The 15735-nt window shown below is 35.9% G+C and carries 13 protein-coding genes; 8 read left to right on the top strand and 5 right to left on the bottom strand.

Annotated elements, in window-relative coordinates; translation table 11 throughout:
• The first annotated feature begins 14 nt into the window (after window positions 1-14).
• Window positions 15-875, top strand: a complete 861-nt coding sequence (locus FS802_RS24315) for a M15 family metallopeptidase (protein ID WP_098708246.1) — start codon at window positions 15-17, stop codon at window positions 873-875.
• An 86-nt stretch (window positions 876-961) separates the two neighbouring features.
• On the opposite strand, the gene FS802_RS24310 is transcribed toward FS802_RS24315, so the two are convergent.
• Window positions 962-2191, bottom strand: coding sequence for a translocation protein TolB (locus tag FS802_RS24310; RefSeq protein ID WP_144525520.1), 1230 nt, complete (start codon window positions 2189-2191; stop codon window positions 962-964).
• Between the two features lie 195 nt (window positions 2192-2386).
• On the opposite strand from FS802_RS24310, the gene FS802_RS24305 reads away from it, so the two are divergent.
• The 7 genes from FS802_RS24305 to FS802_RS24275 all read left to right on the top strand — a co-directional run bounded on the left by FS802_RS24305 (window position 2387) and on the right by FS802_RS24275 (window position 8860).
• Window positions 2387-3487 (top strand): amidohydrolase/deacetylase family metallohydrolase, encoded by a 1101-nt coding sequence (locus FS802_RS24305; RefSeq protein ID WP_078182834.1) that lies wholly within the window; start codon window positions 2387-2389, stop codon window positions 3485-3487.
• Window positions 3465-4568, top strand: a complete 1104-nt coding sequence (locus FS802_RS24300) for a DgaE family pyridoxal phosphate-dependent ammonia lyase (protein WP_000510126.1) — start codon at window positions 3465-3467, stop codon at window positions 4566-4568. Before FS802_RS24305 ends, FS802_RS24300 begins: the two co-directional genes overlap by 23 nt.
• A 1-nt stretch (window position 4569) precedes the next feature.
• Window positions 4570-5325, top strand: coding sequence for a 2-dehydro-3-deoxy-phosphogluconate aldolase (gene dagF / locus FS802_RS24295; RefSeq protein WP_000181913.1), 756 nt, complete (start codon window positions 4570-4572; stop codon window positions 5323-5325).
• Complete coding sequence (locus FS802_RS24290; protein ID WP_078182833.1) at window positions 5318-6334, top strand: sugar kinase; 1017 nt, start codon at window positions 5318-5320, stop codon at window positions 6332-6334. Before dagF ends, FS802_RS24290 begins: the two co-directional genes overlap by 8 nt.
• Complete coding sequence (locus tag FS802_RS24285) at window positions 6334-7059, top strand: GntR family transcriptional regulator (RefSeq protein WP_000539289.1); 726 nt, start codon at window positions 6334-6336, stop codon at window positions 7057-7059. The genes FS802_RS24290 and FS802_RS24285 overlap by 1 nt, the downstream gene beginning before the upstream one ends.
• A 113-nt stretch (window positions 7060-7172) precedes the next feature.
• A complete protein-coding gene (gene gntP / locus FS802_RS24280) occupies window positions 7173-8498 on the top strand; it encodes a gluconate permease GntP (RefSeq protein ID WP_000356181.1) in 1326 nt (441 codons plus the stop codon).
• Window positions 8499-8668: 170 nt separating this feature from the next.
• Window positions 8669-8860: a YjcZ family sporulation protein gene (locus FS802_RS24275; protein ID WP_001290386.1), complete on the top strand. Its 192-nt coding sequence runs from the start codon at window positions 8669-8671 to the stop codon at window positions 8858-8860.
• A 54-nt stretch (window positions 8861-8914) separates the two neighbouring features.
• On the opposite strand, the gene FS802_RS24270 is transcribed toward FS802_RS24275, so the two are convergent.
• The 4 genes from FS802_RS24270 to FS802_RS24255 form a co-directional block, all read right to left on the bottom strand.
• Window positions 8915-10888: an FtsX-like permease family protein gene (locus FS802_RS24270; RefSeq protein WP_070169183.1), complete on the bottom strand. Its 1974-nt coding sequence runs from the start codon at window positions 10886-10888 to the stop codon at window positions 8915-8917.
• On the bottom strand, window positions 10885-11637 hold the full coding sequence (locus tag FS802_RS24265) for an ABC transporter ATP-binding protein (protein ID WP_000393250.1): 753 nt from the start codon (window positions 11635-11637) through the stop codon (window positions 10885-10887). Before FS802_RS24265 ends, FS802_RS24270 begins: the two co-directional genes overlap by 4 nt.
• 20 nt (window positions 11638-11657) lie before the next feature.
• Window positions 11658-13613 (bottom strand): ABC transporter permease, encoded by a 1956-nt coding sequence (locus FS802_RS24260; RefSeq protein ID WP_000145019.1) that lies wholly within the window; start codon window positions 13611-13613, stop codon window positions 11658-11660.
• A gap of 68 nt (window positions 13614-13681) precedes the next feature.
• The gene (locus FS802_RS24255; protein WP_000145074.1) at window positions 13682-15661 is read right to left on the bottom strand and encodes an FtsX-like permease family protein; all 1980 of its coding nucleotides are present in this window, start codon (window positions 15659-15661) and stop codon (window positions 13682-13684) included.
• Window positions 15662-15735: the final 74 nt, after the last annotated feature.

The following is a 15735-nucleotide window of genomic DNA, read 5'->3' as shown; positions in this document are numbered from 1 at the left end:
AGGAGGAACTAGAAATGAAAAAGTGGGTATTTATTTCTCTTTTTATATTATGTACAGTCTGTGTAGGCTTTTATATATCACCGTTATTTCAAAAGGAGATCGATGTTAAAATTGCGGGAAAAGATAATAAGGTAAAATCGGCGAATATTGAAAAGGTAGAGGTTACAAAAGAACAAGTTTATAAAGGTAATCTATTATTAGTTAATAAAGATTACCCCGTTAAAAAAGATAGTATTAGATCCGATATTATAAATGTAAATCACAATAGTGAATTAGTAAGAGGCTATGTGATATTTGATAGAAATCTTCGTTTATCAAAGGATGTTGTGAGCAAGTTTTTGAACGTTGTCGATGCAGCTGGGAAAGATGGCGTACAGCATTTTTTAATGAATAGCGGATATCGAGATTTTAATGAGCAAGAAAAGTTATATGAAAAAATGGGCTCTGATTATGCACTTCCAGCAGGATATAGTGAACATAATTTAGGATTATCACTGGATGTTGGATCTACGCAAAAGAAAATGGAGAAAGCGCCTGAAGGAAAATGGATTGAAGAGAACGTGTGGAAACACGGATTTGTTTTACGTTATCCGAAAAATAAAAGTCATATTACAGGCATTCAATATGAGCCGTGGCATATACGTTACGTCGGCTTACCTCATAGTGCCATTATGCAAAAAGAGAAAATTACATTAGAGGAATATTTGGACTTCTTAAAAGAGAAAAAAGAAATCACAACCGATGTGGAAGGTAAGAAATATACGGTTTCTTATTATAAAGTGTCCGGGAATAGGAAAGTGAATGTTCCAGCGGATAAGCAGTATGAAATTTCGGGCAACAATATGGATGGGGTTATTGTGACGGTTCAGGAATAGATCATTTTGATTCTCCCATGCGGGAGAATCAAAATAGAGGAACAGGTACAAATTTTTATATGACTAGGATTGTAATTAACATATTTTCAATGAAGTTTAGTCAGAGTAAAAAAAGTCGGAGCCTCATCAACATTCTTCAGCCATATATACTCCTGACTATGTAAGCTATCCTTCACCCAGACATCGCCTTTATATTCATTTGTTTTCTTGCGAAGCCAAGTAAGATAAGGGCGAATAACTTGAGGGTCTTCATCACGTTCATTCTGTTTTGGGAACGAGATTTGTTTCTGTTCTTCTGTTTTTATATTAATCATATAAAGTGTTGTAAACATCGTCGGAACAAGGCCTTCTTTCCATGCCTTATTTTCTTTTGCACGAGCCACAACCACTTTGTTTGGTGAAAACCATTCTAAATCAAGGTCTACATAACCGACAGGTGTGTAGACCTTTTGTTGTTTTGCTATTACCATGTCTGCAACTGTAAATTTTTTATTTTCTACAAAAAATCTTCCTTCTCCTGAAATATAGGCCAGTTGATTGGCTGATGGAGCCCACTTCATCCAGTCTTTGAACCATAGCATGTTACCAATCGTTCGAAAGTGTTTCCCTTTTGATGAGATAACACATAATGTATTGCTATCCATTGCTAAGGAGGCAGTAGGACTAGCCAAAAAACTAAGCCACTTTCCATCAGAACTCCACTTGAAATAGTTAGTGTTAATCGCAAATAAATCAGTTTCATTTGTTTGAATCGTATAAAAAGGCTTTATTTTATCTTTAGCAAGATTTGCATCGACTGGTATTTTATAAAGTGGAATCTTGCCCCATCCGGTCGGACGCAAGCAGGATTGTGAGGAGACGATAAATTCCTTTCCGTTCGGGAACCATTCGAAATCACTAACCCCAAGTGATACATTTTCAAAATCTTGTGGGCGACCGTTTTTAATTTTTGTAACGTTTAATAAACCTTGATCAGTGTAAGCCAATTGATTTTTGTTTGGTGACCACTTAAAGTCAGATGTTACGACTCTTACATAAGGCTGATAGTTTATTTTATCTTCCGTATCATAAATGAATAAGTTAGATTCTTTACCCGCTTCAACACTATCAATATAGCCAATAAACCTACCGTCATAAGACCATTTTGGAGAATACACATATCGATTTTTTGTGATTTGTATTTCTTGATTTCCTGTCTTTATCCATAGCTGATGGTCCCGGATAAATGCAGCCGTGAGTGATGGAGGGGCTGCGCTAACCGTTGTTGATATAGACAAAGTGATTAAAATTATAAATAATAAAATTCGAAATCCCATGAATATCCCTCCTGCTTATAGGTTGTCCGAATATGTAATGGAAACTCTCATTTTTAATATAAAATCAAACATTATAACGTTATATTTACTTCTTCTTTTTTGTGTGTTACGCTAAACGTGTGAAAGAGACGTAAAAAATGAAACTTTAATGTAAGCGTATTCTTATGGCTTCTTATAGAAAAGGGTGGAAATACAATGACAGAACGATTCGTACTACGTAATGTGAAACGTGTGAACGGGGAAGAGATTGACATTGTAATTGAAAATAATAAAATCGCACAGGTGACGAAAGCTGGTGTTGGTGAAGGTGGAACGGTTCTTGATTACTCTGGTACTTACGTATCGAGTGGCTGGATTGATTTACACGTTCATGCTTTTCCAGAGTTTGATCCGTATGGCGATGAGGTAGATAAAATTGGCGTTAAGCAAGGGGTAACGACAATTGTTGATGCGGGTAGCTGCGGAGCTGATCGTATTGCAGATTTAGTACAAAGTAGAGAGCAGGCGAAAACGAATTTATTTGCCTTTTTAAATATTTCTCGCATCGGTTTGAAACGAATTGATGAATTATCCAATATGGAATGGATAGATAAAGAGAAAGTAATAGAAGCAGTAGAAAAGTATAAAGATGTAATCGTTGGGTTAAAGGCGAGAATGAGTAAAAGTGTCGTTTGTGATAGCGGAATTGAACCGCTTCATGTTGCACGCTCTTTATCTCGTGAAACATCATTACCGATTATGGTACATATCGGTTCAGCGCCTCCTCGCATTGAGGAAGTTGTACCTCTTTTAGAAAAAGATGATGTGATTACACATTACTTAAACGGGAAAGAAAATAATTTATTTGATGAAGAAGGCAAACCGCTACCTGTATTAATAGATGCAGTGAAGCGCGGTGTTCATTTAGATGTTGGTCACGGTAATGCTAGTTTTTCTTTTAAAGTAGCAGAAGCGGCGAAGCGTCACGGTATTGCCTTTAATACAATTAGTACAGACATTTACCGGAAGAATCGTATACACGGTCCAGTGTATAGTATGGCTCACGTTCTTTCGAAATTCCTTTACTTAGGGTATCCGCTAGAAGAAGTAATTGATGCGGTGACGAAACATGCGGTAGAGTGGCTGAAGAAACCAGAGCTTGGCCGTATTCAAGAAGGCGATATTGCAAACTTAACTTTATTTACGGTGAAAGATGAACCGATTACGTTAATTGATTCAGAAGGGGAACAGCGCATTGCTGAAAGAAGAATTGATACGAAAGGGGTTGTAATCAATGGGTCATTCATTGAATGCTAAGTATGGATTAAAAAGAGTAATTAATGCGAGCGGTAGAATGAGTATTTTAGGTGTATCCGCTCCTACAAATACAGTTATGGATGCGATGAAACATGGTGGACAAAATTATGTGGAAATTGCAGATTTAGTAGATAAAGCAGGAGATCATATTGCGAGAATTCTAGATTCAGAGGCAGCAGTCGTTGTGAATTCAGCATCGAGCGGAATTGCGCTTTCTATCGCTGGTATCGTTACAGAAGGAAATCGCCGTAAAAGTGAAAGACTTCATCAAGAGGTCATCGCGAAAAACGAAGTGATTATGTTAAAAGGTCATAACGTTCAATATGGTGCTCCTGTTGAAACGATGATTTATTTAGGCGGCGGTAAGCTTGTTGAAGTGGGTTACGCAAATGAAGGGAAAGCAGAGCATATTGAAGATGCGATTGGTGAAAATACAGCAGCGATTCTATATGTGAAATCCCATCATGCCGTGCAAAAAAATATGATTTCTGTTGAAGAAGCATGGGAAGTTGCGCAGCGAAATAAAGTACCACTTATCGTCGATGCGGCAGCTGAAGAGGATATTCAAAAGTATGTAAAGTATTCAGACCTTGCCATTTATAGCGGTTCAAAGGCAATTGAAGGACCTACTTCTGGTATTGTCGGCGGTAAACGAAAATATATCGAGTGGCTGAAAGTACAATTACATTGCAGTGGTAGAAGTATGAAAGTTGGGAAAGAAACAACTTTCGGCTTACTTCAAGCGCTTGATGAGTACGGAGTAAAAGAAGATAAGAGTGAGCAAGAAAAAGAGTTATTACAAGTACTTATGCCGCTAAAAGAATTAAATGGTGTAAATGTAACGATCGTTCAAGATGAAGCAGGAAGAGCAATCTTTAGAGCGCGTATTCATATTAACGAGAAAGAGTTAAATAAATCAGCAAAAGACGTTGTAACAGCATTACGCGAAGGGGAAATCGCAATTTACACACGTGATTATGGAGTAAGACAAGGATTCTTTGACATTGACCCACGTCCACTTCAAGGTGATGACATACATGTAATTGAAGAAAAAATGAGAGAAATCGTAGGGGGAAACTAAAATGACAAACATTCAAAAACGTTTTTATAAAGGCCGTGTAGCATTAAATGTATTAGCAAACAATATCGAAAATGCAAAAGACATTTTTGAAGCGGCAGAAGGTTATGTAGTAGTGGGAGTGTTATCAAAAGACTATCCAACAGTAGAAGAAGCAGTAACTGCAATGAAAGCATACGGAAAAGAAATTGATGACGCTGTATCAATCGGACTAGGAGCAGGGGATAATCGCCAAGCGGCAGTTGTAGCTGAAATTGCGAAGCATTATCCTGGTAGCCATATTAACCAAGTGTTCCCTTCAGTTGGAGCGACACGTGCAAATCTTGGCGGAAAAGATAGCTGGATTAATAGTTTAGTATCACCAACAGGAAAAGTAGGGTACGTAAACATTTCTACTGGTCCAATTAGTGCAGCTGGAGAAGAAAAAGCAATCGTTCCAATTAAAACAGCAATCGCACTTGTACGTGATATGGGCGGAAATTCATTGAAATACTTCCCAATGAAAGGATTAGCGCATGAAGAAGAATATCGCGCAGTTGCGAAAGCATGTGCGGAAGAAGGCTTTGCATTAGAGCCAACAGGCGGAATTGATAAAGAAAACTTTGAAACAATTGTACGTATCGCATTAGAGGCAAATGTAGAGCAAGTTATCCCGCACGTGTACTCTTCTATTATTGATAAAGAAACTGGTAATACGAAAACAGAAGATGTTCGTGAGTTATTAGCGGTAGTGAAGAAGCTAGTTGATCAATATGCGTAAGAAAATTGCAGCATTTGGCGAAGTAATGATGCGCCTGCAAGTACCAGGATATGAATTGTTGTCACAAGCTAACACATTAAATTACTCATTTTCTGGTACAGGTGTGAACGTTGCAGCGGCGATTTCTCATCTCGGGCATGAAGGTTTTCTTATTTCAACTTTACCGGAAAACTCGGTTGGAGATGCTGCGATATCGCACATTCAAAAGTTAGGGATTCAGGCACCGTTTATTTCAAGAGGTGGTAAATATGTCGGCATGTACTTTTTAGAAAATGGATTTGGAGCACGTGCAAGCCGCGTTACATATTCAAATCGCCTAGAAAGTAGCTTTAATACGGCATATAAAGAGATGTATCAATTTGAAGAAATTTCCAAGGGAATTGATATCGTTCATTTTTGTGGAATTACACTTGCGATGAATGATACGGTGCGCCATCATATGAAATCTTTGGCGAAAGCAGTTAAAGAAAACGGAGGCACTGTCGTTTTTGATTGCAATTATCGTCCATCTCTTTGGGGAGAGGATGGATATGAGCAGGCGAAACCGCATTATGAAGAAATGCTGGCTCTTGCTGATATCGTTATGATGAATGAAAAAGATGCAATGTTCGTTCTTGGAATGAAAACAGAAGAGACTGAGCGAGAGGCGCAACTTGTTGATCTTATTCCGAAAGTGGCTGAAACATATCATATTGCTACAATTGCTGGTACACATCGCTCTATTAATAGCGATAATACACACTCGCTTCGCGGGTTTATATGTAAAGATGGTGCGTTCACTTTTGCAAAAACACTTACGTTTTCTGTATATGATAGAATAGGTGCTGGAGATGCTTATACGAGCGGGATTATTCATGGCGAGATAGAAGAGTTTGCACCAGAGAAAGCTGTTTCATTTGCGTCAGCAGCTGGAATGCTTGCACATACAATCGTCGGTGATACGCCAATGTCATCAGAGAAGGATATACTTCGGGCAATGACGGCATCAGTAGGTGATGTAGAAAGGTAGTGGGTGTAACGGTGAACGTAACGAGGAAAAAAGGACCATTATATTTACAAATAAAAAATATTATTCGTGATCGAATATTGCATGGTGTATATGCGATTCATACGAATATTCCTTCCGAACCGCAGTTAGAAGAAGAGTTCAAAGTGAGTAAAATTACAGTGCGTAATGCGATTAAAGAACTTGCTCAAGAAGGATATTTGGAAAAGAAAAGCGGTAAAGGAACGAAAGTCATCCGTAATACTTCTGCGACAAAGTTGTCAAAGGGAAAGAAATTTACAGAAGTGTTAGTGGAAGAAGGATATAAAGTACAAAAGAAATTACTAAAAGCAGAAGTCGTTCATAATGAAGAAGGAACAGTGCCATTTCGATTATTCGGTAAGGAGAGTTTTCGTATCGAACGTTTATATACGTTAAATGATGCACCGTACATTCATTATACGCACTATTTCTCAGCACACATGGCAAGTACAGATTTATCGGACTTTGATTTACAATCGCTTTATGATTTAGTTGAAGACCGAGGTATACATTTAGAAAACTTCAGAGATGAATTCGCAGTTGGACTCGCGCCTAGTTTCGTTGCAGAAGCGTTAGGTGAAAAAGAGGGGACAGCGCTATTAAAACGTATGCGTTATTCTTACGATGAAGTTGGCGAAGTAATTGAATATAGCGAAGGCTACTACAACACAGAAATGCAGCATTATGTAGTGAATTATGACGTATAAAAAGAGGGTATTCGCCCTCTTTTTTTATAAAGTGAAACTTTAATTGGGTTCATCCCGCACCAATTAGGTGTTTACTGTCCACAAATACGGGGGAAAAGTAAGGGGAATGAGAGATGGATATATACTTATTAATCGTCACGTTACTTGCAATCGCGATTGTTATTTTAGGGGTATCATGGTGGAAATGGCATGCATTTATTAGTTTAACAGTTGCGAGTTTATTTTTAGCCATCATGTCTGGACTGAATTTAACGAAAATAGTGACTGCCTATGAAACTGGTGTTGGTAGTGTACTAGGGCATTTAGTTGGTATTTTAGCTCTCGGAACAATTTTAGGAAAAATGATGTCCGATTCAGGGGCCGGCATGCAAGTGGCAGATTTCTTTATTCGATTTTTCGGTGTGAAGAAACTACCTTGGGCTATGTTATTTGCAGGATTTGTTATAGGGATTCCGGTATTTTTTGAAGTGGGGATTGTCATTTTATTACCACTTGTTATTTCCATTCGAAAAACGACGAAGCAAAATATATTATTAATTGCGGTACCTGTTATTGCTGGATTATCTATTGTGCATGGGCTCGTACCGCCACATCCAGGGGCGATGACAGCAATCGGTATTTATAACGCGAACTTAGGAAAAGTACTTTTATATTCATTAATTATCGCGTTACCAACAGCCATTATCGCAGGACCTATATTTGCAAAGTGGGTACATAAAAGGGTTATACCTGAAAATGAACCAGAGCTTGTTCGAGTTACGACAGTATCAACTGATTTACCAAGTCGTAAAGTTTCATTCTTTATTATTTTATTACCGGTTGTATTAATGATTTTATCAGTAGTTGCACCATATATTTCATTACCGAAAAAAATAACTGAATTTTTTGTTTTTATAGGAAGTCCAGTAATTGCTTTACTTATTTCATGTTTCGCAGCATTCTATTTACTTGGAATAAGACAAGGAATTAATAAAAAGGTCATTAAAAAATTAACGGATGAAAGTTTATTACCGGTCGGTTCCATTATTTTAATTATCGGTGCAGGTGGTGGATTTAAACAAATATTAATTGAAAGCGGCGTTGGAACGGCGATTGCACAAATGGCAGAACATATATCGTTATCACCAATTGTATTAGCGTTCATGGTAGCTGGATTAATTCGAATTGCAACAGGTTCAGCGACAGTAGCATTAACGACAGCAGCTGGAATTGTTTCACCAGTTATTCAGCACATGTCTGGAGTGAATTTAGAATTACTCGTTATTGCAACGGGTGCAGGATCATTAATGTTTTCTCACGTAAATGATGCAGGTTTCTGGCTTGTAAAAGAGTATTTAGGATTAACGGTGAAGGAAACATTTAAGACATGGACGGTACTGGAGACATTGTTATCATTTATCGCATTTGGTTTTGCACTTTTATTGAATATGTTTATTTAGAAGATACCTTAATTGGTATCTTTTTTTTTGATGAAGCCCATTTCCGAAAACAAGCCCTTTTTTAGGTGAGCCAAGCTTCCTATTCGCCCTGAAAACATACTATAAATGGAATCCCCTCATTTAGAACAAGAGGAACTTGTTATGAATGATACTAAAGGAGGAATAGGGTAATGAGCGAAAAGTGTGAACACAGACATGATGATTGCGACCGTAGACGTGGATGCGGAGGCGGTTTTGCGCTTCTAATCGTATTGTTTATTTTATTAATTATCATCGGTGCTAGCTGCTTCGGCGGAGGCGGCGGTTGTGGCTATGGTGGTTATGGCGGTTACGCAGGCGGCTATGGTGGATATTGCTGCTAATTTTTTAAAAACTATTGAAAATGGCCTTGTGCAATACGCACAAGGCCATTTTATTCATATTTTTATATGCTGTGATAATTTATTAATATACAGAGAACGGATTAAGAAGAAGAAAATAATCTCGATAATCCCGAAAAAGGTGAGTACGATACATGTCTCTTTTAGTAAGGAGAAAGAAAACATGCTTTGTAAAAACTTAACCGCAAATAACGTGTGAACACCAGCAACGATATACGGAACAAAAAATAAAATTCCTAATTGAATGGTTGCAGAGCGAAACATTTCTAATTCAGTTAAGCCAAGCTTTGTAATCGTAATATACTTTTGTTTTTCAGTTGTTAAGTCATTATACATACGGAAATATAAGACACTAGCCGCACCGATAAAGAAGATAAAACCAAGAAATGCCCAAATAAAGAATTGAGCAACTGCATTTCCTTTACCGTAAATGAGTTCATCCGTAGCCGTATGTATGAAGAAAGGAACTTGAGCGTTCTCTTCTGTATGCTTTTCGTAGAACGCACGTGCATCACCACTAATAACGCGTAACATATTTCTGGTTGGAACTATTGCATTTTCCCAGTTTTCTACGAAGTAGTTATAGATTACGGTTGTTTCAATATGAGGAATCATATTATCAAATACATAATCTTGTACGACAGCTAAATGTGGGAATGCAAAGGATGGTTCTATTCCCTTATTAATAAACCCTTTAATATGAAATTCTTTTTTATTAGATCCGAGTGTAATCGTATTTTGCTTTGCAAATGGATTAGATACGAGATCGAGAAGTTCTGGTGAGTGGCGAGAAATAATATACACTTCTGTAGAATCGATTGTTATTTCCGGTCTTTTCAATTGTTGAGCGATTGCGTTATAATCGCTCATCTTCATAAGCATAATATCTTCTTTTGAAGCTGTATCTTTTAAGACTGTAAACTTATATTTGTTGTACTGAAAATTACTAGTTGTAAGCTCCGTTTCAATTGTAGAAATATGCTTTTGCTCAAGGGAATTTTCACCTTCTGATGTATAAGTGAAGGGGACGGGATATCGCTCTAGTACTGATGCCTTCGTATTGTTATTAGCGGCGAATAACCCAATAATAATTGTAAATGCAAGTGCAGATAGCATAGAAACGATAAAGAGTACGTTAATATTACTACGGGTACGAGCAACTAAGTCCGAAATCCATAACATATTTATTTGTTTCAAATAAAACTTTCTACGCTTCTTTAAAATATAGATAAAAAGAAGAAATGTTTGTGAAAAGAATAAATATGTCCCGACTACTACGAGTGGTAAAATAGATAACATAATAAAAAAGACAGATCCATTTTGCACATTTTTTTCCGTTACGTAGCCTCGCGGATAACCAGCGATATAATAGCATAGCCCTAAACAAATTAAAGCGAATAAAGAGATGAGTATAGATGGTCTTTTTTCAGCTGGCATTTTCTTGTTCCCTTTAATGAGGTGGGCTGTTTTTCGAGTACGAATAAACATTGGTGTAAACGTAGAAACGATTAAAAATAAAATGATAAACGTTACGGTTGTAACGATAATCGCCTCTGTTGGCCAATATAAATAAAGGCCTTTCGCACTTGTTAATTTCGAAGTGACTAATAAGAAAAAGTTAGAAAACACGAGGCCACCTTGTATACCGATAAAGATGGACAATATCCCGATCATCATGTTTTCAGTAAATAACAGTCTTTTTAATTGTCTCTGTGAGATACCGAGAATTGTGAGTATCCCGAATTGCTGCTTCCGTACATTTAAAAATGTTCCAATTGAATATAAGAGAAAGAAGAACGAGAACATAACAATCACAAGCTGTGCCGTACTAGCTAAGTTCATTAGAGGATCACGTTCTTGAAAGCTTTGTACACTCTGTAACCGCGGGTGATACGCGTATACAGTAAATGAAAAGAAAACCATGATAGAAAACGCACTACTTACAAAGTAGGCGAAATATGCTTTCGAATTACGCGAGACATTTTTAAATGCGAATTGCCAAAATGTCATCCACGTCTCCCTCCTAATAATGCTAAAACATCTAATATTTCTTGATAAAATTTCTCGCGATATAGTCCGCGGTGTAGTTCGTTGTAAAGCTCACCATCTTTAATGAAAATGACGCGGTTACAATAACTTGCTGCAAATGGATCGTGCGTAACCATTAAAATTGTTGCATCTTCTTCTTTATTTAACTTCGTAAATAACTCCATTACATCGATCGCTGCTTTCGAATCTAAGTTTCCTGTTGGTTCATCGGCAAGTAGAAGTGACGGATGATGAATAACAGCACGTGCTACTGCGGTACGCTGTGCTTGGCCCCCAGAAACTTCAAAAATACGTTTGTCTAAAATATGATCAATGCCAAGCTTTTTTGAAATGTTATCAAGCTTTTCGTCCATTTCTTTTAATGGAACATTATCTAATGTTAAAGGTAGTACGATATTTTCACCGATTGTTAGTGTATCTAGTAGGTTAAAGTTTTGGAAAACAAATCCTAACTCTTGTCGGCGGAAAATAGCTAACTTCTCTCTACGAAATGTGTGCGGTTTTTTTCCGTTAATAACGACATCACCAGAAGTAGGTGAATCAATTGTAGAGATAACGTTTAAAAATGTAGATTTACCACTACCAGATGGTCCCATGATAGCGACAAATTCTCCTTTATCTACATGTAAATTTATATTTTTTAAAGCAGTATGAGGGACTTTTCCTTCATACACTTTTGAGACGTTTTTTATGTGTAATACTTCTTCCATAGTAATCACCTTTCTATCCTTTAGAACTTAATGTGTTGTGATAATTTTTGCATATAGAAGGAACGAATTAAAAGGAAAAATATAACTTCAACTGTTCCAAAAATCATCAGTACGACTGTAATCTCAGCGAAGAACGAGAGATGTAATATTTCTTGTAGCATCTTTGTCGCAAACATCGTATGAATCGATGCCATAATGTAAGGAACAAAGAATAAAATAGCAAGTTGAATGGTAGCAGATCGTTTCATTTCGGCTTCTGTTAAACCAATTTTTGTAATCGTTACATACTTTTCTTGCTCATTTGTTAAATCTGTATACATCCGGAAATAAAGAACACTGCCAGCACCGATAAAGAAAATAACACCTAAGAAAGTTCCAATTAAGAAGAATGAAGCGACATTTAGTTTAGTTGTGTATAGAGAATCGCTCGCTTCACTTGCATGGAATGGTGGGTGCTCAGCCTTAATCGCTTCATTATCATTATCAATTTTTGTTATAAATGCCGAACCGATGTTATTAGCTTTTTCCCAATCGTTAACTGTAAAGCTATACACACTCATCTGTTTTGAAACTGATGATAATGCTTCTACATTTTCATCAGATAGTATGAGTAATTGTGAGATTAAGCTGTTTGGGAAAGGATTATAATTTTTATATTCTTTCACTTGGAGCTGTAGACTGTTTTGAGTAAGTGTAAGAATATCTTTCCTTTCTGTATCATAAATTGTGCCAATGAATTGATCATCTATGTCTTTTATAAGGATATAAGATTCATTATTTTTCACGTTGAGATGTTCCCAATTTAACGCCTTAGCAAGTATATTGTAATCACTTTGTTTAATTGCATAATAGAGCTTTGGGTTTTCTTCAGCCGAAGATACTTCATATATATCCGTTTTAAGTTTTTTATAAGTAAAGTGCTCTTCATTAAATTTTTGTTCTAACCAATTTAAATGTTCATCCGCTAACGTATTTTCAGTATGTGATAAATACGTAAAAGGGAAAGGGTTTTGTCTTATTGCATCAAACTTTGTAAATTTCCCAAAACCGTATAAGAATGTAATCATAGTAAAAGCGAGTGTTGATAGCATCGCTACAATAAAGAGCATGTTAATGTTTGTCCGAATGCGCGCTGCTAAATCAGAAATCCAAAGCATATTCGTACGCTTCATATAAAATGTTCTTCGCGTTTTTAATATACGAATGAGTAAAAAACTAATTTGTGAAAAGAAAAAATATGTTCCAGCTGCGACAAGTGAAGGAATAACAAATATGCTAGAGACGGCATATAAGATTCCAATCATATCACCTAGGGACATAAAATATAACGGATTTGCTGCTAATACATATCCAGTTATTAAACATGTCGCACCAAATAGAGAGATGAGCACGGATGCTTTTCTTTCTTTTTGCTTTGTTCCTTCTTTTAAAAGACGTACAGCCTTTCTCGTCCGAATGAGCATCGGCGTAAAAGATGAAACGAGAATGAAGAGTCCAAGAAAGATGATCATAGTTAAAATAATAGCACTCGTTGGCCAATATAAATATAAACCAGGTACATGTGTAATTTTGGCGGTAACTAGTAGAAAGAACTGTGAAAAGACAAGTCCAAGTTGAATGCCGAAAAATATGGAAAGAACACCAATTAACATGTTTTCTAGAAATACAAGTCTTTTTAATTGTTTTTGAGATATACCAAGTACTGTTAAAATCCCAAATTGTTTTTTTCGTACTTTTAAGAAAGTACCGATTGAATATAGTAAAAAGAAAAAAGAAAAGAATACAATGACAACTTCTGAAATTGTCATTAATATGTTCAGAGCAGCATTCACGCCTGTCATATGCAATTTAGGATGAAATAAATAAACCGCAAACGAGAAAAAAATTGCAATGGAAAACGCACTACTTACAAAATAGGCGAAATAAGCTCTGGCGTTCCGGGTTACGTTTTTGAATGCAAACTGCCAAAATGTCATTCACCTGAACCTCCTAATAAAGTGAAGATAAAAAGAGTATGAAAGATACTCTTTTTATCACGTTTGTCTTAAATAATTTGTCCATTCGTATATTGTGATAATTTTTGCATGTAAAGTGAACGAATGAATAAGAAAAATACAATTTCAACGACTCCAAAAATAATAAGAACGGCTGCAACTTCTTTGAACAAAGATAGATCTATTACATCTTGTAGCATTTTCGTTGCAAACATTGTATGAATGGATGCCATAATGTAAGGAACGAAAAATAAAATACTAAGCTGAATGGTTGCAGATCGTTTCATCTCTTTATCTGTCACACCGATCTTAGAGATTGTTATATACTTCTCTTGTTCATTCGTCAAATCTGTATACATTCTAAAGTAAAGAACGCTACCAGCTCCAATGAAGAAAATAACTCCTAAAAATGTTCCGATTAGGAAGAATGCGGCACTACCAGACGTTATTTTATATAACGTTCCTGCTGATTCAAAGGATCGAATAAGAGGCCCTTCATACTGGGAATTATTTCGATCTTTTTGCACCTTTTCTATAAAATCATCCGCAATTTTATATGTCTGTTCCCAGTTTTGAATTTTGTAATTGTATGCTGATATATGTTTTACCGTGTTGGGTAAGTTATTTACGAGAATATCAGGTAAAACTATCGTTTGATATGAAAAGCCAGATGGAATTGCATTAACATGCTCATAGCCTTTTACTTTTAATTTCGTATTTGTACTAGAGAGTGTAATGTAATCTCTTTTGTAGCTTTGCTCAAATTCATTAAATATAGTGATATAAGAGGTCCCCGTTAACACGTATGCTTCGTTATCATCCATAAATAGTTGTTTCATTCGTAAAGAAGCAGCAAGTTTGTTATAGTCACTTTGCTTAATTGCGTATACGTCATTATAAATAGCTACATCTTTATCTTCTCTTAGTGGTGTTTCATATATATCAGTTTTGATTTTCTCATAAGGAAAATGCTCTTTTTGTAACTGTTGTTCAAGCCAATTTAAATGCTCAGTAACAAAAGGATTTGCATCATAAGAAAAATAAGAAATTGGGAAAGGAGAAGTTCTATTAACCTCTAGTTTAATAAACTTCCCAGATCCATATAGGAACGTAATCATTGTGAAAGCAATTGTAGAGAGCATCGCTACAATAAAAAGCATATTAATATTCGTTCGAATACGGTTTGCTAAATCAGAAATCCAAAGCATATTCACCCGCTTCATATAAAACTTTCTTCTTTTCTTTAAAATATAAATGAGTAAGAAACTAATTTGTGAAAAGAAAAAATATGTCCCGATTGTAACAAGCGTTGGGATAACAAAAATACTTGAAACCATATATATAACACCTATTTGCGGGCTTACTGATACGAAATATTTAGGATTTCCAGCTAAAGCATAACCACCTAATAAACAAATCGCACCAAATAAGGAAACAAGTATGGACGGTTTTTTTTCTTTTTGTTTTCCGCCATTTGTTTTTAAAAGGCGTACCGCTTTTTTTGTACGAATAAGCATTGGTGTGAATGTAGATACAATGATAAAAAGACTAAGGAAGACGATAGTCGTTAAAATAAAGGCGTTAATAGGCAAGTATAAATATATGCCTGGGACGTGCGTAATTTTTGCTGTGACTAATAAGAAAAATTGTGAAAATACAAGTCCAAACTGCATACCGAAAAAGATAGATAAAATACCGATTAACATATTTTCCATAAAAACGAGACGATGTAATTGCTTTCTCGATATACCTAAAACGGTCAAAACTCCGAATTGTTTTTTTCTAACTTTTAAAAAAGTACCAATGGAATATAGTAAAAAGAAGAAAGAGAAAAATACAATTACAACTTCTGAAAATATCATTAATCCTGAAATTTCAGCGTTCATGCTAAAGTTTTGTAATTTCGGATGGAATAAGTAAACAGCAAACGAAAAGAAAACAGCAATGGAAAAGGAACTACTTACAAAGTAAGCAAAATAAGCTCTCGAGTTGCGCGTTACATTTTTAAATGCAAATTGCCAAAATGTCATAATATGTACCTCTCGCTAGAAGGCAAATATGTAGTTTTATTGCAAAAAATGTATGAGAGTAAGTTCTCATACAT

It is taken from the genome of Bacillus sp. DE0042 (assembly GCF_007680225.1).
Taxonomy (GTDB): domain Bacteria; phylum Bacillota; class Bacilli; order Bacillales; family Bacillaceae_G; genus Bacillus_A; species Bacillus_A wiedmannii.
The sequence above is the reverse complement of the archived record's forward strand: the minus strand, read 5'-3'. Positions and strand labels throughout refer to the sequence as shown.

Excerpts from the sequence above, each read along its gene's own strand:
- FS802_RS24315 (WP_098708246.1), top strand. The coding sequence starts at position 15 with ATGAAAAAGTGGGTATTTATTTCTCTTTTTATATTATGTACAGTCTGT.
- FS802_RS24310 (WP_144525520.1), bottom strand. The coding sequence starts at position 2,191 with ATGGGATTTCGAATTTTATTATTTATAATTTTAATCACTTTGTCTATA.
- FS802_RS24305 (WP_078182834.1), top strand. The coding sequence starts at position 2,387 with ATGACAGAACGATTCGTACTACGTAATGTGAAACGTGTGAACGGGGAA.
- FS802_RS24300 (WP_000510126.1), top strand. The coding sequence starts at position 3,465 with ATGGGTCATTCATTGAATGCTAAGTATGGATTAAAAAGAGTAATTAAT.
- dagF (WP_000181913.1), top strand. The coding sequence starts at position 4,570 with ATGACAAACATTCAAAAACGTTTTTATAAAGGCCGTGTAGCATTAAAT.
- FS802_RS24290 (WP_078182833.1), top strand. The coding sequence starts at position 5,318 with ATGCGTAAGAAAATTGCAGCATTTGGCGAAGTAATGATGCGCCTGCAA.
- gntP (WP_000356181.1), top strand. The coding sequence starts at position 7,173 with ATGGATATATACTTATTAATCGTCACGTTACTTGCAATCGCGATTGTT.
- FS802_RS24275 (WP_001290386.1), top strand. The coding sequence starts at position 8,669 with ATGAGCGAAAAGTGTGAACACAGACATGATGATTGCGACCGTAGACGT.
- FS802_RS24270 (WP_070169183.1), bottom strand. The coding sequence starts at position 10,888 with ATGACATTTTGGCAATTCGCATTTAAAAATGTCTCGCGTAATTCGAAA.
- FS802_RS24265 (WP_000393250.1), bottom strand. The coding sequence starts at position 11,637 with ATGGAAGAAGTATTACACATAAAAAACGTCTCAAAAGTGTATGAAGGA.
- FS802_RS24260 (WP_000145019.1), bottom strand. The coding sequence starts at position 13,613 with ATGACATTTTGGCAGTTTGCATTCAAAAACGTAACCCGGAACGCCAGA.
- FS802_RS24255 (WP_000145074.1), bottom strand. The coding sequence starts at position 15,661 with ATGACATTTTGGCAATTTGCATTTAAAAATGTAACGCGCAACTCGAGA.